Genomic DNA, 16913 nt, shown 5'->3' with positions numbered 1-16913 from the left:
GGTGGGTCAAGAGCGGCGCGGCGCGTTCCCGGAGGCGGGGGGGCGCGCCGCGCGGGCTCAGCTGTCCGCGGGGACGTCGCGGATGAGGGCGACGGGGCAGTCGGCGTGGTGGAGGAGGGCCTGGCTGGCGGAGCCGAGGAGCAGTCCGGCGAAACCGCCGCGGCCGCGGGCACCGACCACCATCAGCTGGGCGGTGCGGCTGGCCTCGATGAGGGCGGGGCGGGTGCGGGAGCGCAGCAGGCGGCGTTCGACCTTGACCTCGGGGTAGCGGGCCTGCCAGCCGGCGAGGGCCTCGGCGAGCAGGCGCTGCTCGTCGTCCTGGAGCCGGTCCAGGTCGGTGACGAGGGGCATCGGTTCGCCGGGGTTGCGGTGGGCGGGCTGGGTCCAGTTGCTCCAGGCGTGGAGGGCGACCAGGGGTGCGGCGCGGCGGGAGGCGGTGGCGAAGGCGAAGCCGACGGCGCCGTCCGCCTGCGGGGAGCCGTCGAGGCCGAGGACGACGGGGCCCTGGGGGTCGGGGCGGCCGCGCAGGACGAGGACCGGGCTCTCGCCGTGGGCGGCGAGGTGGACGGCGGTGGAGCCGAGGAGGAGGCTGCTGAAGCCGCCGAGGCCGCGGCTGGCGACGACGGTGAGGACGGCGTCGCGGGATTCGGCGGCGAGGACGGAGAGGGCCTCGCCGGTGACGAGTTCGGGGTCGGTCTCCAGGCCCGGCACGGTGGCCTCGGCGCGGGCGACCGCCTCGTCGAGGAAGGTCCTGGCCTGGTTGAGGAGGCCGCCCTCGGTGGGGCCGAGGGCGGAGGCGGTGAGCTGGACGTGGAGCATCGGCCAGATGAAGGCGTGGACGATGCGCAGCGGGCAGCCCCGGTCGGCCGCCTCACGGGCGGCGGCGGCGACCGCGTCGAGGCTCTCGTCGGAGCCGTCGATGCCGACGAGTACGGGCCTGGTCATGCGGTACTCCTGGGCGCGGGTGCGGTCGGGGCGGTGCGCGGGCCGGGGGCCGGTCCGGCGGGGGTGGCGGGCTGCGGCATGGGGACCTCCTTGGTTCCAGCCTTGCCCGGGTGCGCGGCCGGTGACTGGGCCACTGGTCCCGTAGGGGCAGGACCTTCGTCCTTTCGAGGGGTTGTGGGGTGGGCCGGTTGCCGGGGGCGCGGGAACGGGCGGGCCTGGCGGTCTGACGGGAGACGACGGGGAGGGTTGACACGAGCCCGTCATGACACAAAAGTTTCACGGGTCGAACGTCATCTCGAAAGATTCTTCCAGGGGGTGCGGTTCATGGCCGAGGAGCCGGGGGACGGGCAGCGGGCGGACGGGGTCTCCCGGCGGCGGCTGGGGACGGCGGCGCTGGCGCTCGGCGGGGCGCTGGCGCTGGTGCCGTTCCCGGCGGGTCCGGCCGCGGCCGCCCCGGCGGAGCCGGGGCCGCGGGCGGGCGGCGGGGTCACGCTGCGGCGCGGCAGCGCCCGGCGGGCCGGGTTGCTCCCGGGGCAGTTGCGCCAGCTGGTCACCGAGGCCGAACGGTTCCTGGAGCCCTCCCCCGCGCACCCCTGGTACGCCGGTGCGGTGCTGCTGGCCGGGCGCGGCGGGACGGTGGCGCTGCACGAGCCGATCGGGCACGCGGTGCGCTACGAGGGGTACGACGAGGCGAGTGACACCGGGGTGGAACTGCCGCCGGAGCGGCGGATCCCGATGGCCGAGGACACCGTCTTCGACCTGGCGTCGGTCTCCAAGCTGTTCACCTCGCTGCTGGCGGTGGGCCGGATCGAGCGCGGGGAGCTGGAGCTGGGGGCGCCGGTCGCCTCGTACCTGCCGCGGTTCGCGGGCGGCGGCAAGGGCGCGGTGACGGTGGTGCAGTTGCTGACGCACACCTCGGGGTTCCCGTCGTGGGTCCCGCTGTACGAGGAGCCGACGCACGAGGCGCGGCTGGCGCGGATCTGGGCGCAGGAGCTGGTGGCGGAGCCGGGCACCGCGTACCTCTACTCGGACCTGAACCTGATCACGCTGCAGTTGCTGCTGGAGGAGGTCACGGGGACTCCGCTGGACGTGCTGCTGCGCGAGGAGATCACCGGGCCCCTCGGCATGGCGCGGACCCGCTACAACCCGCCCGCCTCGTGGCGGCCCCGGATCGCGGCCACGGAGGACTCCCGGCTGCCCTGGTCGGGGCTGGACCGGGGGCTGGTCTGGGGCGAGGTGCACGACGAGAACGCCTTCGCGATGGGCGGGGTGGCGGGCCACGCGGGGGTCTTCTCCTGCGCGTGGGACCTGGCGGTGCTGGGGCGGACACTGCTCAGCGGGGGCGTGTACGGCGGGAGGAGGATCCTGCGCGAGGAGTCGGTGGAGCTGATGTTCCGGGACTTCACCCCGGAGTTCCCCGGGGACGCCCACGGCCTGGGGTTCGAGCTGTACCAGCACTGGTACATGGGGGCGATGGCGACGCCCCGGTCGGCGGGGCACACCGGTTTCACCGGGACGAGCCTGGTCCTGGACCCGAGTACCGACTCGTTCCTGGTGGTGCTCGGCAACTCGGTCCACCCGGTGCGTACCTGGCGCTCCGGCAGCGCGCCCCGGGTGGCGGCGGCCGACCGGATGGCGCGGGCCGTGCCGGTGGCGCCGCGCGAGGGGCGGGCCGCCTGGTTCTCGCAGATGGCCTCGGACACCACCGCGACCCTGGCCCTGCCGCCGCTGCGGCTGTCCGGGGGCACGGCCCGGCTGCGCTGCGGCCTGTGGTGGGACACCGAGCCGGGCGCCGACCCGCTGGTGCTGGAAGCCTCGGCCGGCGGCGAGGAATGGCGGCCGGTGCCGTTCACCACCCGCCGCCCCGGCGAGGAGGCGGTCGAGCACCCCGAGGGGACGGCGGGCGGCTGGTCGGGCCGGGTCTGGCACGAGCTGAGCGCGGAGCTGGGCGCGTGGCGCGGCGGACGGGTGCGGCTGCGGTGGCGGTACACCACCGACCCGCTGTACGTGGGCCGCGGGGTCTACGTCGACGCGGTGCGGGTGACCGAGGGCCGCCGCACCCTCTTCGACGAGCGGCGGGCCCGGGACGCGGCCCGGATCGAGGCGGACGGCTGGGTCCGCTCGCGGGACTGACCGCGCCCGGGCAGGCGCCGCCCGGGGCGGTCAGCGTTTGACGGCCCGCAGGACGACGAACTTCGGGTCGGAGGCGACGGTGGCGCAGTTGCCGAAGAGGCGCCGCAGCGCCCGGTGGTGGCCGAGGTGCCGGTTGGCGACGACCCACAGCTCGCCGCCGGGCCGCAGCGCGCGCCGGGCGCCGGCGAACATGCGGCGGGCGGTGGCGTCGGTGACGGCCTGGTGGGAGTGGAAGGGCGGGTTGGTCAGGACCAGGTCGACGGAGCCGTCGGGGACGGCGGCCGGGTCGTCGAGGCCGTCGGTGACCACGAAGGTGCCGCGCTCCGGATCGGGGGCGTTGTCGCGGAAGGTCTGCTCGGCGGAGGCGACGGCCTGGTGGGACTCGTCGACGAAGACGATCTCGGCCTCGGGGCTGGTGCGGGCGACGGCGGTGCCGACGACGCCGTTGCCGCAGCCGAGGTCGACCACCCGGGCGGGCCCGGTGGGGGCGGGCAGCTGCCCCAGGAAGAAGCGGGTGCCGATGTCGAGGCGGTCGGCGCAGAAGATCCCGGCGTGGTTGGTGACGGTGCGGCCGGACATGGGGCCGATGCCGTCGGGCAGCGCGTACCGCAGCGGCCAGGGGCTCGGAGGGCGGGTGCTCCGGCGGGCCGGGGTGGCGTGGATGAGGCGGGCCTTCTGCTCGGCCAGGGAGGTGCGGGTGGGGCCGACGATCCGCTCGAAGAGGCGGAGGGTGGAGGTGTGGATCTCCTTGACCATGCCGCTGCCGACGACGAGGGTGCCGGGGTGCAGGGCCGGGGCGAGGCGGTGGAGCTGGTCCTCCAGGAGGGCCAGGCTCTTGGGGACGCGGACGAGGAGGACGTCGATCCGCTCGGGCGGGGTGTCCCGGGTGGTGAGCAGGCGCACCCCCGCGGCCTCCGGGTCCTCCATCCCGGCGCGGGCGAGATTGGCGCGGGTGGCGGAGCGGGCGAGGTGGGAGTCGCTGATCTGGACGGGCCGGTGCGCGGCGAGGGCGGTGGTCAGAGCCCCCCAGCGGTCCTGGGCGACGACGAGCGCGCCGCCGTCCGGCCGGGCCCGGCCGTCGGTGCCGGTCAGGGCGCCGGTCTCCGCCAGGTGGCGCAGGAGGTAGGCGTCGGCGGCGTCCCAGGCGCGGAACGGGTCGCGGGGGTCCTCGGGGAAGCGGGTGAGGTCGTGCGTGCCCCACGCTGTGGTCAGACGGTTCATCGTCCGTCCAGGCTAGTGCCTCGGCGGGCGAGGTCCGCCCGTGAGGAGCGGCGTCCGGTGTGTGCTCCCGCAGTACCGGCCGAAAGTCCCGGTACTGGGCGTACCTGGGCTTTCGGCCGGAGCCGCGTGGACGCCTGCATGGCGACGGCCGGCGGCGAGGTGCCGGAGGGGATGGACCCGGGGGCGTACGAGCGGATGGTGGCCGCCATCCGCCACCAGCGGGATCATTTCGCCCGGACGCCCGCGCTGGTCATTCCCTGCTACCGCTACCCGGCGCCGCGGCCGAAGGCGGCCGGGCTGAAGGAGTCGGCGGCGGCGCTGGGGGCAGCGGCCTCACTGCGGCTGGCGCGGCGGCAGAAGCGGATCATGTCGCTGACCGAGGCGTCGAGCGTGTATCCGGGGGTGCAGAACCTGCTGCTGGCGGCGCGCGGGCTCGGCCTGGCGGCCAACATCACCATCTGGCACCTGATGCTGGAGCAGGAGTGGAAGGAGGCGCTGGCGATCCCGAAGGAGGTGAAGACCTTCGCGGTGATCCCGGTGGGGTGGCCGCGCGGGCGGTTCGGGCCGGTGCGCCGCCGCCCGGTGGAGAGCGTGATCCGCCGCGACGGGTGGTGACGGCGGATCAGCAGTGCTCCGGCGCACCTCACCCGACACTTGACCTGCACATGATGGATACAGGGTGTTCATACGGTGCGGCGGGCGCTGTGGAAGGCTCCGGCAGACCGGAGAGCTCCACAGGCCCACCGCCCGGCCCCTCCCCCACTCCGGCGGCCGAGCGGTGTCCGTACCGAGAGGACACCCCACATGTCCCGTCGTCAATTTCCCGGCCGCAGGCCCCTGCTGGCGGCCGTGGCGGCCGGCGCGCTGATCGGCACGCTCGGCGCCGCCGGGCCGGTGACCGGCGACCCCGTCACCACGCCCACCGCGACCGCCACCGCCGCCGTACTGGACGACACGTACTACCAGGACGCGCTCGGCAAGTCGGGCGAGGAACTGAAGTCGGCGCTGCACACCATCATCAGCGACCAGACCAAGCTGTCGTACAGCGAGGTCTGGGAGGCGCTGAAGGACACCGACGAGGACCCCGCGAACTCCTCGAACGTGGTCCTCCTCTACACCGGCCGCTCGCAGTCCAAGGACAGCAACGGCGGCGGCAACGGCCAGTGGAACCGCGAGCACGTCTGGGCCAAGTCCCACGGCGACTTCGGTACGTCCACCGGACCCGGCACCGACATCCACCACCTGCGCCCCACGGACGTCCAGGTCAACTCGGAGCGGGGCAACAAGGACTTCGACGAGGGCGGCGCCGAGCTCTCCGACGCGCCCGGCAACCGCACCGACGACGACTCGTTCGAGCCCCGCGACGAGGTCAAGGGCGACGTGGCGCGCATGATCCTGTACATGGCGGTGCGGTACGAGGGCACCGACTCCTTCGCCGACCTGGAGCCCAACGACGAGGTCGACAACGGCTCGCAGCCCTACATGGGGCGGCTGTCGGTGCTCAAGGCGTGGAGCCAGGAGGACCCGCCGGACAGCTTCGAGCAGCGGCGCAACGACGTGATCTTCGAGCAGTACCAGCACAACCGGAACCCGTTCGTGGACCACCCGGAGTGGGTCGGCGAGATCTGGTAGGCCCTCAGGCCCCGGTCGCTGAGCCCCGCCCGGTGCGGGCGGGGCTCAGCGGCCGTGCCGGTCCCGCCACAGGGCGTGGGGCTCGGGGCCGCTCACGCAGCCAGCCGAGCGCGACGAGGGAGACCACCACCCGGCCGCCCCACTGGAGGCCGGTGATGAGGCCGGCCTGCGCCGAGGTGGGGCGCGGCACGTACCCCGTCTCCAGCAGGTCCCGCTGCCAGGCGGTTCGGTGGACAGCGGGGCGAGGGCGGCGGCGACCGAGTGCATGGCGTCCCAGAGCGCGTGCAGCACGGAGAGGCCGAGCCGGGCCGCGACCACCCATCCGGTCAGGCGCAGCCACCCGGAGCGGGCCGAGGCGGCGAAGAGCACGCCGCCCGCGACGGCCGTCCACAGCCCGTGGCCGAAGGGGGCGAGCAGTCCGCGCAGGACCTCGGTCCGCACCAGGTCGGTCAGCGACAGGCCCTTCACGGTGAGCAGGGCGGTCAGGGCGTATCCGGGGGATTCCAGGGCGGCGAAGCCGACGGCGGCGGCGAGGACCATGCCGTCGCGTGGGCGGTGCGGGCGCAGCCGGGCCGCCATCAGCCAGAGCGCGGCGATTTTCACGCCCTCCTCGACGAGTCCTCCGCCAGCGGGCCGGGTCCGGCGGTGTGAGCGGTACGCCGGTCAGGCGGGCGGGGCCTTCTCGGTCCGCCCGGCCCTGGGGCGGGCCTTCTCCCCGCCGCGCCGGAACCGGTTCCGCAGCCCGGCCAGGCGCCCTGTGCGGCCCGCCGCCGGCCCCGTCCCCGCGGCGGGCGCGGGCTTCGCGGGGGATGGCTTCGCCGGAGCGGGTCCGGCGGGCCCGGGCTCCGGGCGGGCCGCCCGGTCGGCGGGGGTGTCGGCGAGCGTGTGGTACCGGTGGCCGATGCGGCGGCCGAGCAGCAGGTAGGCGAGCAGGGCGCCGCCGGTGTTGAGGAGGACGTCGTCGATGTCGAAGGCGCGGCCCTCCACCACCGACCCCTGCGCCAGCTCCACCAGCACCATGACGACGGCGGTCAGCCCGACCACCCGCAGCAGCCGCATCCGGCGGGCGACCAGGACCGGCAGCAGCAGGCCGAAGGGGAAGCCGAGGAGGAGGTTGCCGCCGGCCTGCTTGAGCGCGGCGAGGAAGGTGTAGTCCTCGGCGTAGCTGCGCAGCGAGCGGCCGGGGGTGAGGTTGGCGTGGACCAGGTCGGACGAGGCGGGTGACGGGGTGAGCGTCACCTGGGCCAGGACGATCGAGAAGGCGACCATGGCGACGAAGGCCACCATCAGGATCAGGGTGCGCACCATGGCGCGGACCCATGCGGCGCGGCGCGGGCCGCGGTCGTGCGCTCCGGCTGTCATGGACACCGGATTCCCCACCGGGCCGGGGCCATACGCCCCGCGCACGGCGGGCGGGAGCGCGTCCCCGCGAGGTGGTGCCGGTGGGGCGGGAGTACGTTGGGCGGTGGGCGTCGCGCCGTCCGGCGGCGGGCGTCCGCCGTACCGCGAGGAAGGCCCCCTGACCATGGACACCATGCGCGCCGCGCGCCTGCACGTACCCTCCCGCACGCTGACCGTGGAGGAGGTGGCGAAGCCCGATCCGGGTCCTGGACAGGTCCGGGTGAAGGTCGAGGCGGCGGGCGTCTGCCTGTCGGACGTGCACCTGATCGACGGGACGCTGAGCCCGCTCTACCTCGAAGGCGAGTCGGTGACGCTGGGCCACGAGGTGGCCGGCACGGTCGACCTGGTCGGCGAGGACGTGGCCGGCTGGGAGCCGGGCGACCGGGTGGTGCTCCAGGCCGGGGAGTCGCGGGAGGGCACCACGCACACCCGCGGGGTCGACTACGACGGCGGCTGGGCCGAGTACGCGCTGGCGACCGCCGCCACGCTGGTCCCCCTCCCCGACACCATCTCCTTCGACCAGGCGGCGATCATCCCGGACGCGGTGTCGACCCCGTGGGCCGCGATCACCGGCACCGGTGACGTGCGGGCCGGGGAGCCGGTCGGCGTCTGGGGCGTCGGCGGTCTCGGCGCGCACGGCGTGCAGTTGCTGCGCGCGGTCGGCGCGTACCCGGTGGTGGCCGTCGACCCGGCGCCGGCCGCCCGCGAGCGGGCGCTCGCCTTCGGCGCCGACGCGGCCTTCGACTCGGCCGACCCGGAGCTGCGGGCGAAGGTGCTGACGCTGACCGGCGGGGCCGGACTGGCGGCCGCGTTCGACTTCGCGGGCGTCCCGGCCGTGCGCGAGCAGGCCTTGACGGTGCTCGGCCCGAAGGGGCGGCTGGTCCTGGTCGGGCTCACCGCCCACCCGCTCACCGTGACCGACGGCACCCTCTTCAGCTACCTCCAGCAGCAGATCCGCGGCCACTACGGGTCGGACGAGCACCACGTGCCGCAGCTGGTGGCGCTGACCGGTGGCGGACGGCTCGACTTCTCCCGCTCCGTCTCCGGGGTGCTGCCGCTGGAGGAGGCCGCCGAGGCGGTGCGGCGTACGGAGACCAAGGAGGGCGACCCGGTCCGGCTGCTCCTGCGCCCCTGACCGCAGGCTCCTCACGCGCCGGTGCGCGGCTCCGCGGAGCCGCGCACCGGCGCCTTTCGACGACGCGTCAGCAGGGCTGGCGGGCGGGCCGCGCGGGCCGGTCGCGGAGGGACGGGGACAGGCGGGGTGAGGGGGCCCGGACCCCGTGTACTGTTCTCAGCGCAGTCGGCCCTCTGTCGGCCGTCTTCGCCCAGCCCACGGACCGGATTACGGAGACTTGAGATGCTGGCCAGGGAACGGCAGCCGAGCCAAGCGGGACAGCTCGGCGGCGGACGTACCGAGCCTCGCGCGGCCGGTCGCAGCGAGGGTCCTCTCGACCCGTACCGCCCGTCGATGTACTTCTACTGCGGCAACGAGCACGCGGTGATCGACACCGCGCTGCGCGTGCTGACCGAGCGGGTGCTGACCCCGGTCCGGCGCGCCGCCGGGGCCGAGGGCGCCCGCACCGAGGAGGTCCTGGCGGTCTTCCTCGACGCGACCCGCGACGTCTGGCACGACCAGGGTCAACTGCTGGTGGCCGCATGCGAGTTCATCGGCGAGGACGACGAGACCCGGGACGCCTGGCGGGCAGCCTCCGTCTCGCTCGGTGACGCGCTCGCCCCCGTCGTCACCCGCGACCGGGAGCGCGGCGCGCTGCCCGCGGCGGGCGACGCCCACACGCTGGTGGTCGCCCTGTGGTGGACGGTGGAGCGCACCTACTACATGGCGTACAGCGCCGGCCCCGTCCCGCCGGAGGTCACCGGGGCCACCGCGATGCTGGGGCTGCTGACCCGCCGGACGCTCGGCCTCGCCGACGCCTGAGTCCCTCCCCCGAACGCCGTCCCGCAGCCCGCGGCCCGCACGGATTCCGTGCGGGCCGCGGGCGTCCGCGCGTCCGGACGCGCACAATCGCCCGGGACCCCCTACCGTCGCGGGCATGGAACGCATCGCCTTTCTCGGCCTCGGCTCGATGGGGACGCCGATGGCCCGCCGGCTGCTGGCGGCCGGACACCCGCTCATGGTCTGGAACCGGACGCCCGCCAAGGCCGAGCCCCTGCGGGCGGAGGGCGCGCAGGTGGCCCGGTCGCCCGCCGAGGCGGTCCTCGGCGCCGGAACCGTCGTCACCATGCTCGCCGGGCCCGAGGCGTTGGACGCCGTGGCGGAGGAGATGCTGCCGGCGCTGGCGCAGGGAACGGTCTGGGTGGAGATGTCGACGGTCGGCCCGGACGCCGTGGCCGCCCTGCGCGACCGGCTCCCCGAGGGCGTGACGCTGGTCGACGCCCCGGTGATGGGCAGCGTCGACGCAGCCGCCTCCGGCTCCCTCCAGGTGCTGGCGGGCGGTGACGTGGAGGGCCCGGTGGCGGAGCTCCTGGAGCGTTTGGGCTCGGTGCGCCGGTGCGGGCCGTCCGGGTCGGGGGCCGCGCTCAAGGTGGTCCTCATCAACGCGATGATCGGCGGTGTCGCCGTCGTCGCGGAGGCCCTGCGGCTGGCGGACACCCTCTGCGTCGACCCGGCGGGGGCGCGGGAGGCGCTGGCCGCCGGGCCGATGGGCGGCGCGGTCCGGCGGACCCTCACGGACTCCGCGCACTACACCGTGGAACTGGCCGCCAAGGACGTGTCCCTGGCGACCGGCGCCGCGGAGCTGCCCGTGCTGCGGGCCGTCGGGGAGGAGTTGCGCTCCCGGGACGACCTGGCCGGGCAGGACCTGTCGGCGCTGCGCAATCCGCCCGCGTAGGCGCATCCGCTCAGCCCGCGACGCGCTCCCTGGTTCGCACCCCCGGCGGCTCCTGTGGCTCCGGCCGACGCCGCCAGGGTGAGGGCGCGTGCGGCGTCGTCCGGGGCCGGGCGGGCGGCGGCGATGCGGGCGCGGTGCGGGGGCGGGGGCAGGCGCTCGACGAGGGCGACCGGCGGGGCCGAGGGAACGCCGGCGGTCAGCCCGTGTCCATGGTGGAAGACCAGCACCTCGGCCATGTTGCTCCCCTCGTACTGCGGTGTCCGGGCGGCACCGCGGCACGAGTACGCACCGCCGCACCGACGTCCACGGGTCTCGGCCGGACAGATTCAGGCCGGTGATCCCGGTTCGGCGAGGCGGACACCGAGGGCGGCGACTCGCCGGTCCTGGAAGCGCGGGTTCGAGCGGGCGTGGTCTCTCCTGTCTGCCCGGGGCCCCGTCCGGTGCGGGTGCGCAAGGCGGCGGCTCCCGCCGAAGGGGGGCTGACCATTCCGGCGGCGGTCCGGTGGGGTTGCGGCAGGGCGGGGTGGGAGGGGGCGCGCCGTGGGAAGAATGCGCTCATGAGGACAGGGGCGGGCGGCCGGAGGCGGTGGCCGGGGTGGGTCGGAGGCCGGGGTCGGGGGCCGTCGGCGGCGGTGGCGACGCCGGTGGCGCTGTCGCTGGGGCTGCTGGTCGTCGCCGGGTGCCTGCTGGGCTGGTGCGTGCCCCGGGCGCTGGCGGCCGAGGCGGCGTACCGCTCGGCGCCGTCCTGCTCCGGGAGCCGGGAGGGGGCGGGCGCGCGGGAGTGCCTGGACGCGGTGGCGGGGACGGTGGTCGCCAAGGAGGCGAGTGGCGGGCGGGGTACGCGGCTGCCCCGGGTGCGGTGGACGCCCGACGGGGGCGCCGAGCGGCGGTGGCTGCGGCTGGAGGAGGAAGGCCCGCTCTTCTCGTCGCTGGCGCCGGGCGACCGGGTGCGGGTGGTGCGGTGGCGCGGCGAGGAGCGCGCGGTGCTGGCGGGCCCGCTGCGGCAGGAGACCACGGCCACGCCGGTGGACGGGCACCGGCTGCCGTACGCGGTCGGGCTCGGACTGGTGCCGCTGGGCGGGGTGTTCGGGTGGGTGGCGTACGGGTGGGCGCGGCGTCCGGAGCGGGCAGCGCGGGCGTCCTGGCTGGTGTCGGTGCCGATGTGCTGCGGGCTGGTCCTGGCGGCGGTGGGGTTCTTCGGGCCGCTGGTCACCGACGGGCTGCTGGACGCCCTGCTGCTGAGTTCGGGCGCCGCGGTGCCCGTGCTGGCGGCGGGGGTGTGGCTGACCAGGTGGCGGCTGGCCCGGCCCGCGGGTCCGCCGGATGTGCTGCCGAGGCTGCCCGGGCGCGAGCGGTGCTTCCCCGGAGCGGTGCTCGGCACGGTGCCGTACAGCGTGGAGGGGTTCGGGACGCTGGTGGCGGGGCCCGGAGGGCTGGCGGTGGCGGCGGACGGGAGCGCGGGCTCGGCCCGCCGCCGGGTGCCCCGCTCGGTGACGGCGGGCCGGGTGCGGCCGCTGGCGCGCTCGGAGGCCCGGGGCGGGTGGCACGGCCGGGCGGGCGACTGGGTGGTGGAGTGCCGCGACGGGGAGCGGAAGGTGCTCGTGGTGGCCGCCAAGGAGGACCTGCCGTGGATACTGGGCGCGCTCCAGTGACTCCGGTCGATCGGCCTTCGCGGGCCGGGCGCCGCGGGTGGGGTCACCGGTTTGTGTGCCGTCGACCTCCGGGAGTGCCGCCGTGTCCCCTTCCCCTTCTCCCCCGCCGGCCGGGGCGGAGCCGTACGACTCCGGAATGCTGGATGTCGGTGACGGGCAGCGGCTGTACTGGGAGGTGCGCGGCAACCCCCGGGGCAGACCGGCGGTGGTGGTGCACGGCGGGCCCGGCTCGGGATGCCCACCGCGCGCGCCGCGGGCGTTCGACCTCAGCCGGTACCGCGTCGTCCTCTTCGACCAGCGCAACTGCGGGCGCAGCACCCCGCACGCCGCCGACCCGTCGGTGTCGCTGCGGCACAACACGACCGACCACCTGGTCGCGGACATGGAGCGACTCCGGCGCCATCTGGGCATCGGGCGGTGGCTGCTGTACGGCGGTTCGTGGGGGTCGACGCTGCTGCTCGCCTACGCCGAGCGCCACCCGGAGCGGGTCACCGAGATCGTGATCCCGTCGGTGACGACGACCCGCCGCAGCGAGACGGAGTGGCTCTACCGGGGCGTGGGGCGGTTCTTCCCGGAGGCGTGGGAGCGGTTCGTGGCGGGCGCCGGAGGCGTGGGGCCGGACGGTGATCTGGTCGGTGCGTACGCGCGGTTGGTGGAGGACGCCGATCCGGCGGTGCGGGAGCGGGCGGTGGCCGACTGGTGCGCCTGGGAGGACGCGGTGGTGTCGGCGGAGGGGCAGGGCACGCCGTACGGAGGGCGGCCGTCCGCCGCGCAGACGGCCCTGGTGCGTCTGTGCGCCTGGTACTTCTCGCACGGCGTCTGGCTGGAGGAGGGCGCCCTCATCCGGGACGCGCACCTGCTCGCCTCCGTCCCCGGCGAACTGGTCCACGGGCGGCTCGACATGGGCGGGCCCGTGCACACCGCGTGGGAGCTGGCGCGGGCCTGGCCGGGGTCGCGGCTGACGGTGGTGGAGTCGTCCGGGCATCTGGGCGGCGAGGAGACGCTCGCGGTGGCGCGGGCCGCCCTGGACCGGTTCGCGGCCTGACGCCCCGTCCGCACGGGCCGTAGAGTGCGGGCGGCCGTGCGGACGGTCCGCGCGGCCGGGCGGAGGGCGGACGGATGGCGGGCCACGGACGGGGACGAGCGCTGCGGCTGCGGGAGACCGGGCGGACGGTGGGCCGGATGGCACCGGGGCCGCTCAACGCGGTCACCGACGTGCCGGGGCTGCTGGTGGGCCAGACCACACTGGTCGACGACGAGCGGGGCGTGTACTCGGGCGTGACCGCCCTGGTGCCGGTGGCACTGGAGGAGGCGGGCGCGGTCCCGGCCGGGTTCCACATGGTCAACGGGTACGGGAAGTTCGTCGGCGCCACCCAGTTGACGGAGTTGGCGGAGCTGGAGACGCCGGTGTTGCTCACCTCGACGCTGTCGGCGTTCCGCGCGGCGGACGCCATGGTGGGGTGGGTGCTGGGCCGGGCGACCACGCCGGTGACCTCGCTCAACCCGGTGGTGGGCGAGATCAACGACTCCTGGCTGTCGGCGGAGCGGCGGCCGGTGACCGAGGCGCACGTACGGGCGGCGCTGGAGGGCGCCGACCCGGGCCCGGTGGCGATGGGCAACGCCGGGGGCGGCACCGGGGCGTGCGCGCTGGGCTTCAAGGCGGGCATCGGCTCGGCCTCCCGGCTGGTGCCGCTGGAAGGCGGCCCGGCGACCGTGGGGGTGCTGGTGCAGGCCAACATGGACGGGGATCTGCGGGTGGCGGGGCGGACGGTGCTCCCCGAGGGGCTGGGGCTCGCGCGCGCCGGGTACACCTCGGCGCGCGGGTCGTGCGTGGTGGTCGTGGCGCTGGACGTGCCGTGCACCGGCCGCCAGTTGGAGCGGATCGCGGCGCGCGGGGTGCTGGCGCTGGGCCGGGTCGGCGCGGCGTTCAGCCACGGCAGCGGCGACTACGGGCTGGCCCTCTCCACCCGGGTCGCCGAGGCGCCGGTGGTGCTCTCCTCGGCCGATCTGAACCTGGTCTTCACCGCGGTCCTGGACAGCGTGGAGGAGGCGGTGGTCGACGCGCTGCTGGCGGCGCGGACGGTGCGGACGCCCGGCGGCCGCACCGCCCATGCCCTGCCCCACTCGGTGCTGCTGGGCTGACCCGGGGCGGGTACGAGGGCCCGCCGCCCCGGATCACGTACCGGGCACCACCCCCGCGAGGCCCGCCAGCGCCGGGTCGGCCAGAGGCCTGAGGGCGAGCCGGACCAGGGCCAGGGGGTGGTCGTCCCCGGCCGGGCGGTTGGCCTTGAGGGTGCCGCAGGCCCGGCACCGGTGGATCAGCAGCCACTCCCCGTCGTCGCGGACGGCGAGGGCGAGGGCGTGCATCGGGGCCCGGCACTCCTCACCCCGGTCGCCGGGGGCGCGCCCGTCGACGTGACGGCTGGTCAGGCAGTACGGGCAGTGGTTGCGGTGGGCGGTGCCCGGGGCGCGTACGGGGACGTCCCGGCGGCAGCCGAGGCAGCGGAACGCGTCGCCGCGGTGGCCGTGGCGCCCGTGCAGGACGTCCTTGGGCCGCTGGGCGCGGCGGCCGGTGCTGGCACCGGATCGTCCGCCGTGTCTGCGGGGCATGCCGGCGCTCCTCAGATCCGGCCGAGGAGGTCGAGCGGGAACGGCGGCTGGGCGAGGGGCCGTACCGCCAGGGCCATCAGCAGCACCCGGTGGTCGTCGGGGCGGACGGGCGCCGAGGTGAGGGTGGCGCAGCCGGTGCAGCGGTGGATGAGCCGCCAGTCGCCGGGGCCGTGGACGGCGACGGCCAGCGGGGCCATGGTGGCTCCGCAGGGGTCGCCGGGGTCCTGGTGCCGGGTGTGCAGGCACTGGGGGCAGTGGTCGCGCGGGTCGCCGGTGGTGGACGTCCCGCAGGACGGGCAGTCGAAGGCGGTCGGGTCGGTGCGGTACGTGGTGGGGTGGGACACCCGGATACTCCTGGCCGGTGCGGTGGTGGTCGCGTGAACGGCGGGAGCAGGCCGAGCGGGCCTCGGAAGCCTGGTTCAGGGGGCGGTGGGCCGGTCGGCGGACGGGGAGTCCGCCTGGCGGTGAGGCGCGCTCGGCGCGGTCCGGTTCATCAACACCTGCTCGGATCGGTTCGGAGCGCGGCCACCGGAGGCGGCCGTGCGGTCGGGGACAGCGGTGAACGTAGCAACGGGGCCGGAGCGGCCGCCACCGGATTTACGCCTCGTGCATGGTGGCGCCGGGCGGCCGCGCCCCGCGTCACCGTGGCCGCCTCCGCCCACGGCTCGTTCCAGAACGGCGGCCGTGTCCCGGGCGCGGCCGCCACCACCTCGACCCCGGCGACCTCCTGCACCACGTCGCCCTGCCACCCGGGCGGGCCCTCCCCGTAGCCTCACCCTGTTCCGTCGCCGCACCTCAGGAGGAATCGTGTCCACTCCGCCCCGCCCCGCCCTGCTCCTCTCCGGCCTGCTCGCCGCCGCGGGCGCCGCGCACTTCATGGCGCCGAAGGGGTTCGACGCGATCGTGCCGAAGGCGCTGCCCGGCGAGCCCCGCCACTGGACGCGGGCGAGCGGCGTCGCGGAACTGGCGCTGGCGGCCGGGGTCGCCCACCCGCGCACCCGGCGGCTGGCGGCCGGGCTCACCGGCGCCTTCTTCGTCGCCGTCTTCCCGGCCAATGTGCAGATGGCCGCCGACTGGCGCGACCGCCCGGCTCCGCAGCGCGCGGCGGCCTACGCCCGGCTGCCGCTCCAGCTCCCGCTGGTGCTGTGGGCGGCCTCGGTCCGGCGCGGGGCCGCCCGCAAGCCCTGACACGGACTCACCCCACCCGCTGCCCGCGCCCGGAGAATCATTCCGCCGAAACGTGCGGGCAACGGACGTCCGGCCTCCACCGGTCTGCCGTCACCTCTTGAGGAGGGAGGTCCTGCTGTGCCATACAGGTCCAGACCAATAACTCCGGTGGAAGGCTGCCCTCGTGCGTGGAACTCCAGAACCCCCAGCTCCCACGGCCACCGGGGCTCCCGGGACGCTCCTGCCTCAGGGGCCCGCACGGCGTGCCGGGCAGGCTCGGCGAGCCGGCCGGGGTCCGCTGCTGGCCGTGGCCGCGGCCGTGACCCTCGCCGGATGCTCGCTGGGCGGGAAGACGGTGGAGCCCGACCGCCCGCCGAGCGCGCCCACCGGGGTGACCGCCGTGGCCGGCAGCGCCACCTCGGTCCACGTGATGTGGAACCAGTCCACCGACGACCAGGGCGTACGGCGGTACGACGTGCTGCTCGACGGCAAGAAGGTCAAGGAGGTCCCGGCCGAGCGGCACATGGTCGACATCACCGGCCTGCGCCCCGGCACCGCCCATGCCTTCACCGTGCGGGCGCTGGACAGCGCGGGCAACGAGGGCCCGGCAAGCAAGCGGGTGGCGGTGACGACGCCGAAGCAGGGCACCGAGGACACCCGGCCGCCGGCCGCCCCCTCCGGCCTCACCGCCGAGGCCGGGGGCAGCCGGGCCGCCACCCTGACCTGGAAGGCCGCCGAGGACGACGACGCGGTCGCCTCGTACGACATCTACCAGGGGAGCTCGAAGATCCACAGTGTCGGCGGTGACAGCACGTCGGCGGTGGTGACGGGGCTGCGTCCGGGCACGGCCTACCGGTTCACCGTCAAGGCGCGGGACGCCGCGGGCAACGTCTCCCCCGCCTCCCCCGAGGCCCGCCTCACCACGTCCGGGAAGGGCTCGTCGGAGGCGGGCGCGGCGCCGACGGAGCTGGTCGCGGCCGCGCGGCGCACCGACGAGGGCCACTACATCGACCTGACGTGGGTGGCGCCCAGGACCGGCGGCGAGGTCACCGAGTACCAGATACGGCTGGACGGGAAGCAGGACACCAGCCTCGTCTGGGGCGGCAAGGTGCCCGAGGAGGCGAAGTACAGCTTCTTCGTCGGCAAGGAGGCCGGTGTGAAGCACCGGGTGAAGCTGCGGGCCAAGCTGCCCGACGGCACCTGGGGCGGGTTCTCGCCGGAGCGGACCGTGGTGACCGGCGAGGAGTGAGGGCGGCGCCGTACGGATGAGGGGGCCGCCCGCCCAGCGGCATGGGGGGTGCGG

Annotated in this window: 16 protein-coding genes and 1 pseudogene; 11 read left to right on the top strand and 6 right to left on the bottom strand. The window is 76.0% G+C overall.

All coding sequences use genetic code 11. From position 1 onward, the window contains the following. Positions 1-57: 57 nt before the first annotated feature. Positions 58-945, bottom strand: a complete 888-nt coding sequence (locus ACFWMZ_RS22320) for a universal stress protein (protein ID WP_383182536.1) — start codon at positions 943-945, stop codon at positions 58-60. A gap of 324 nt (positions 946-1269) precedes the next feature. Between ACFWMZ_RS22320 and ACFWMZ_RS22315 the strand changes: the two genes are divergently transcribed. Then, entirely contained in the window at positions 1270-3078 is a 1809-nt protein-coding gene (locus ACFWMZ_RS22315) for a serine hydrolase (RefSeq protein WP_383203654.1), read from the top strand. A 30-nt stretch (positions 3079-3108) separates the two neighbouring features. Here the strand turns inward: ACFWMZ_RS22315 and ACFWMZ_RS22310 are convergent, their stop codons facing one another. Further along, on the bottom strand, positions 3109-4299 hold the full coding sequence (locus ACFWMZ_RS22310) for a methyltransferase (RefSeq protein WP_383182540.1): 1191 nt from the start codon (positions 4297-4299) through the stop codon (positions 3109-3111). A gap of 126 nt (positions 4300-4425) precedes the next feature. Between ACFWMZ_RS22310 and ACFWMZ_RS22305 the strand changes: the two are divergent. Both ACFWMZ_RS22305 and ACFWMZ_RS22300 read left to right on the top strand, forming a co-directional pair. After that, positions 4426-4914, top strand: a pseudogene (locus ACFWMZ_RS22305) (nitroreductase family protein); the annotation flags it as partial. Between the two features lie 189 nt (positions 4915-5103). Next, complete coding sequence (locus ACFWMZ_RS22300) at positions 5104-5931, top strand: endonuclease I family protein (RefSeq protein ID WP_383182542.1); 828 nt, start codon at positions 5104-5106, stop codon at positions 5929-5931. Between the two features lie 45 nt (positions 5932-5976). Here ACFWMZ_RS22300 and ACFWMZ_RS22295 read toward each other — a convergent pair whose 3' ends face one another. Both ACFWMZ_RS22295 and ACFWMZ_RS22290 read right to left on the bottom strand, forming a co-directional pair. Next, positions 5977-6534 (bottom strand): PrsW family glutamic-type intramembrane protease, encoded by a 558-nt coding sequence (locus ACFWMZ_RS22295; protein ID WP_383182544.1) that lies wholly within the window; start codon positions 6532-6534, stop codon positions 5977-5979. A 60-nt stretch (positions 6535-6594) separates the two neighbouring features. After that, positions 6595-7239 carry a VanZ family protein gene (locus ACFWMZ_RS22290; RefSeq protein ID WP_383203683.1) on the bottom strand — a complete coding sequence of 215 codons (645 nt, stop codon included), beginning with the start codon at positions 7237-7239 and terminating at the stop codon, positions 6595-6597. Positions 7240-7456: 217 nt separating this feature from the next. Here ACFWMZ_RS22290 and ACFWMZ_RS22285 point away from each other — a divergent pair, with 217 nt between their 5' ends. The 6 genes from ACFWMZ_RS22285 to ACFWMZ_RS22260 all read left to right on the top strand — a co-directional run bounded on the left by ACFWMZ_RS22285 (position 7457) and on the right by ACFWMZ_RS22260 (position 13975). After that, positions 7457-8467 (top strand): zinc-binding dehydrogenase, encoded by a 1011-nt coding sequence (locus ACFWMZ_RS22285; RefSeq protein WP_383203651.1) that lies wholly within the window; start codon positions 7457-7459, stop codon positions 8465-8467. Between the two features lie 222 nt (positions 8468-8689). Continuing rightward, positions 8690-9268 (top strand): TetR family transcriptional regulator, encoded by a 579-nt coding sequence (locus ACFWMZ_RS22280; RefSeq protein ID WP_383203649.1) that lies wholly within the window; start codon positions 8690-8692, stop codon positions 9266-9268. A 115-nt stretch (positions 9269-9383) separates the two neighbouring features. Continuing rightward, the gene (locus ACFWMZ_RS22275) at positions 9384-10181 is read left to right on the top strand and encodes an NAD(P)-dependent oxidoreductase (RefSeq protein ID WP_383172028.1); all 798 of its coding nucleotides are present in this window, start codon (positions 9384-9386) and stop codon (positions 10179-10181) included. Positions 10182-10813: 632 nt separating this feature from the next. Further along, positions 10814-11833 carry a hypothetical protein gene (locus ACFWMZ_RS22270; RefSeq protein WP_383172030.1) on the top strand — a complete coding sequence of 340 codons (1020 nt, stop codon included), beginning with the start codon at positions 10814-10816 and terminating at the stop codon, positions 11831-11833. Positions 11834-11915: 82 nt separating this feature from the next. Further along, positions 11916-12878 (top strand): prolyl aminopeptidase, encoded by a 963-nt coding sequence (pip, locus tag ACFWMZ_RS22265; RefSeq protein WP_383172032.1) that lies wholly within the window; start codon positions 11916-11918, stop codon positions 12876-12878. Between the two features lie 74 nt (positions 12879-12952). After that, the gene (locus tag ACFWMZ_RS22260) at positions 12953-13975 is read left to right on the top strand and encodes a P1 family peptidase (protein WP_383172034.1); all 1023 of its coding nucleotides are present in this window, start codon (positions 12953-12955) and stop codon (positions 13973-13975) included. Between the two features lie 33 nt (positions 13976-14008). Here the strand turns inward: ACFWMZ_RS22260 and ACFWMZ_RS22255 are convergent, their stop codons facing one another. Then, positions 14009-14443 carry an RNHCP domain-containing protein gene (locus tag ACFWMZ_RS22255; protein WP_383172036.1) on the bottom strand — a complete coding sequence of 145 codons (435 nt, stop codon included), beginning with the start codon at positions 14441-14443 and terminating at the stop codon, positions 14009-14011. 11 nt (positions 14444-14454) lie between these two features. Further along, positions 14455-14793: an RNHCP domain-containing protein gene (locus ACFWMZ_RS22250; RefSeq protein WP_383172347.1), complete on the bottom strand. Its 339-nt coding sequence runs from the start codon at positions 14791-14793 to the stop codon at positions 14455-14457. Positions 14794-15250: 457 nt separating this feature from the next. Here ACFWMZ_RS22250 and ACFWMZ_RS22245 point away from each other — a divergent pair, with 457 nt between their 5' ends. Continuing rightward, complete coding sequence (locus tag ACFWMZ_RS22245; protein ID WP_383172038.1) at positions 15251-15631, top strand: hypothetical protein; 381 nt, start codon at positions 15251-15253, stop codon at positions 15629-15631. A gap of 334 nt (positions 15632-15965) precedes the next feature. Further along, complete coding sequence (locus ACFWMZ_RS22240) at positions 15966-16859, top strand: fibronectin type III domain-containing protein (protein WP_383172348.1); 894 nt, start codon at positions 15966-15968, stop codon at positions 16857-16859. Positions 16860-16913 lie beyond the last annotated feature (54 nt).

The sequence above is a fragment of the Streptomyces sp. NPDC058373 genome, assembly GCF_042723275.1.
Classification (GTDB): domain Bacteria; phylum Actinomycetota; class Actinomycetes; order Streptomycetales; family Streptomycetaceae; genus Streptomyces.
This window is presented reverse-complemented; position numbering and strand designations above follow the sequence as displayed.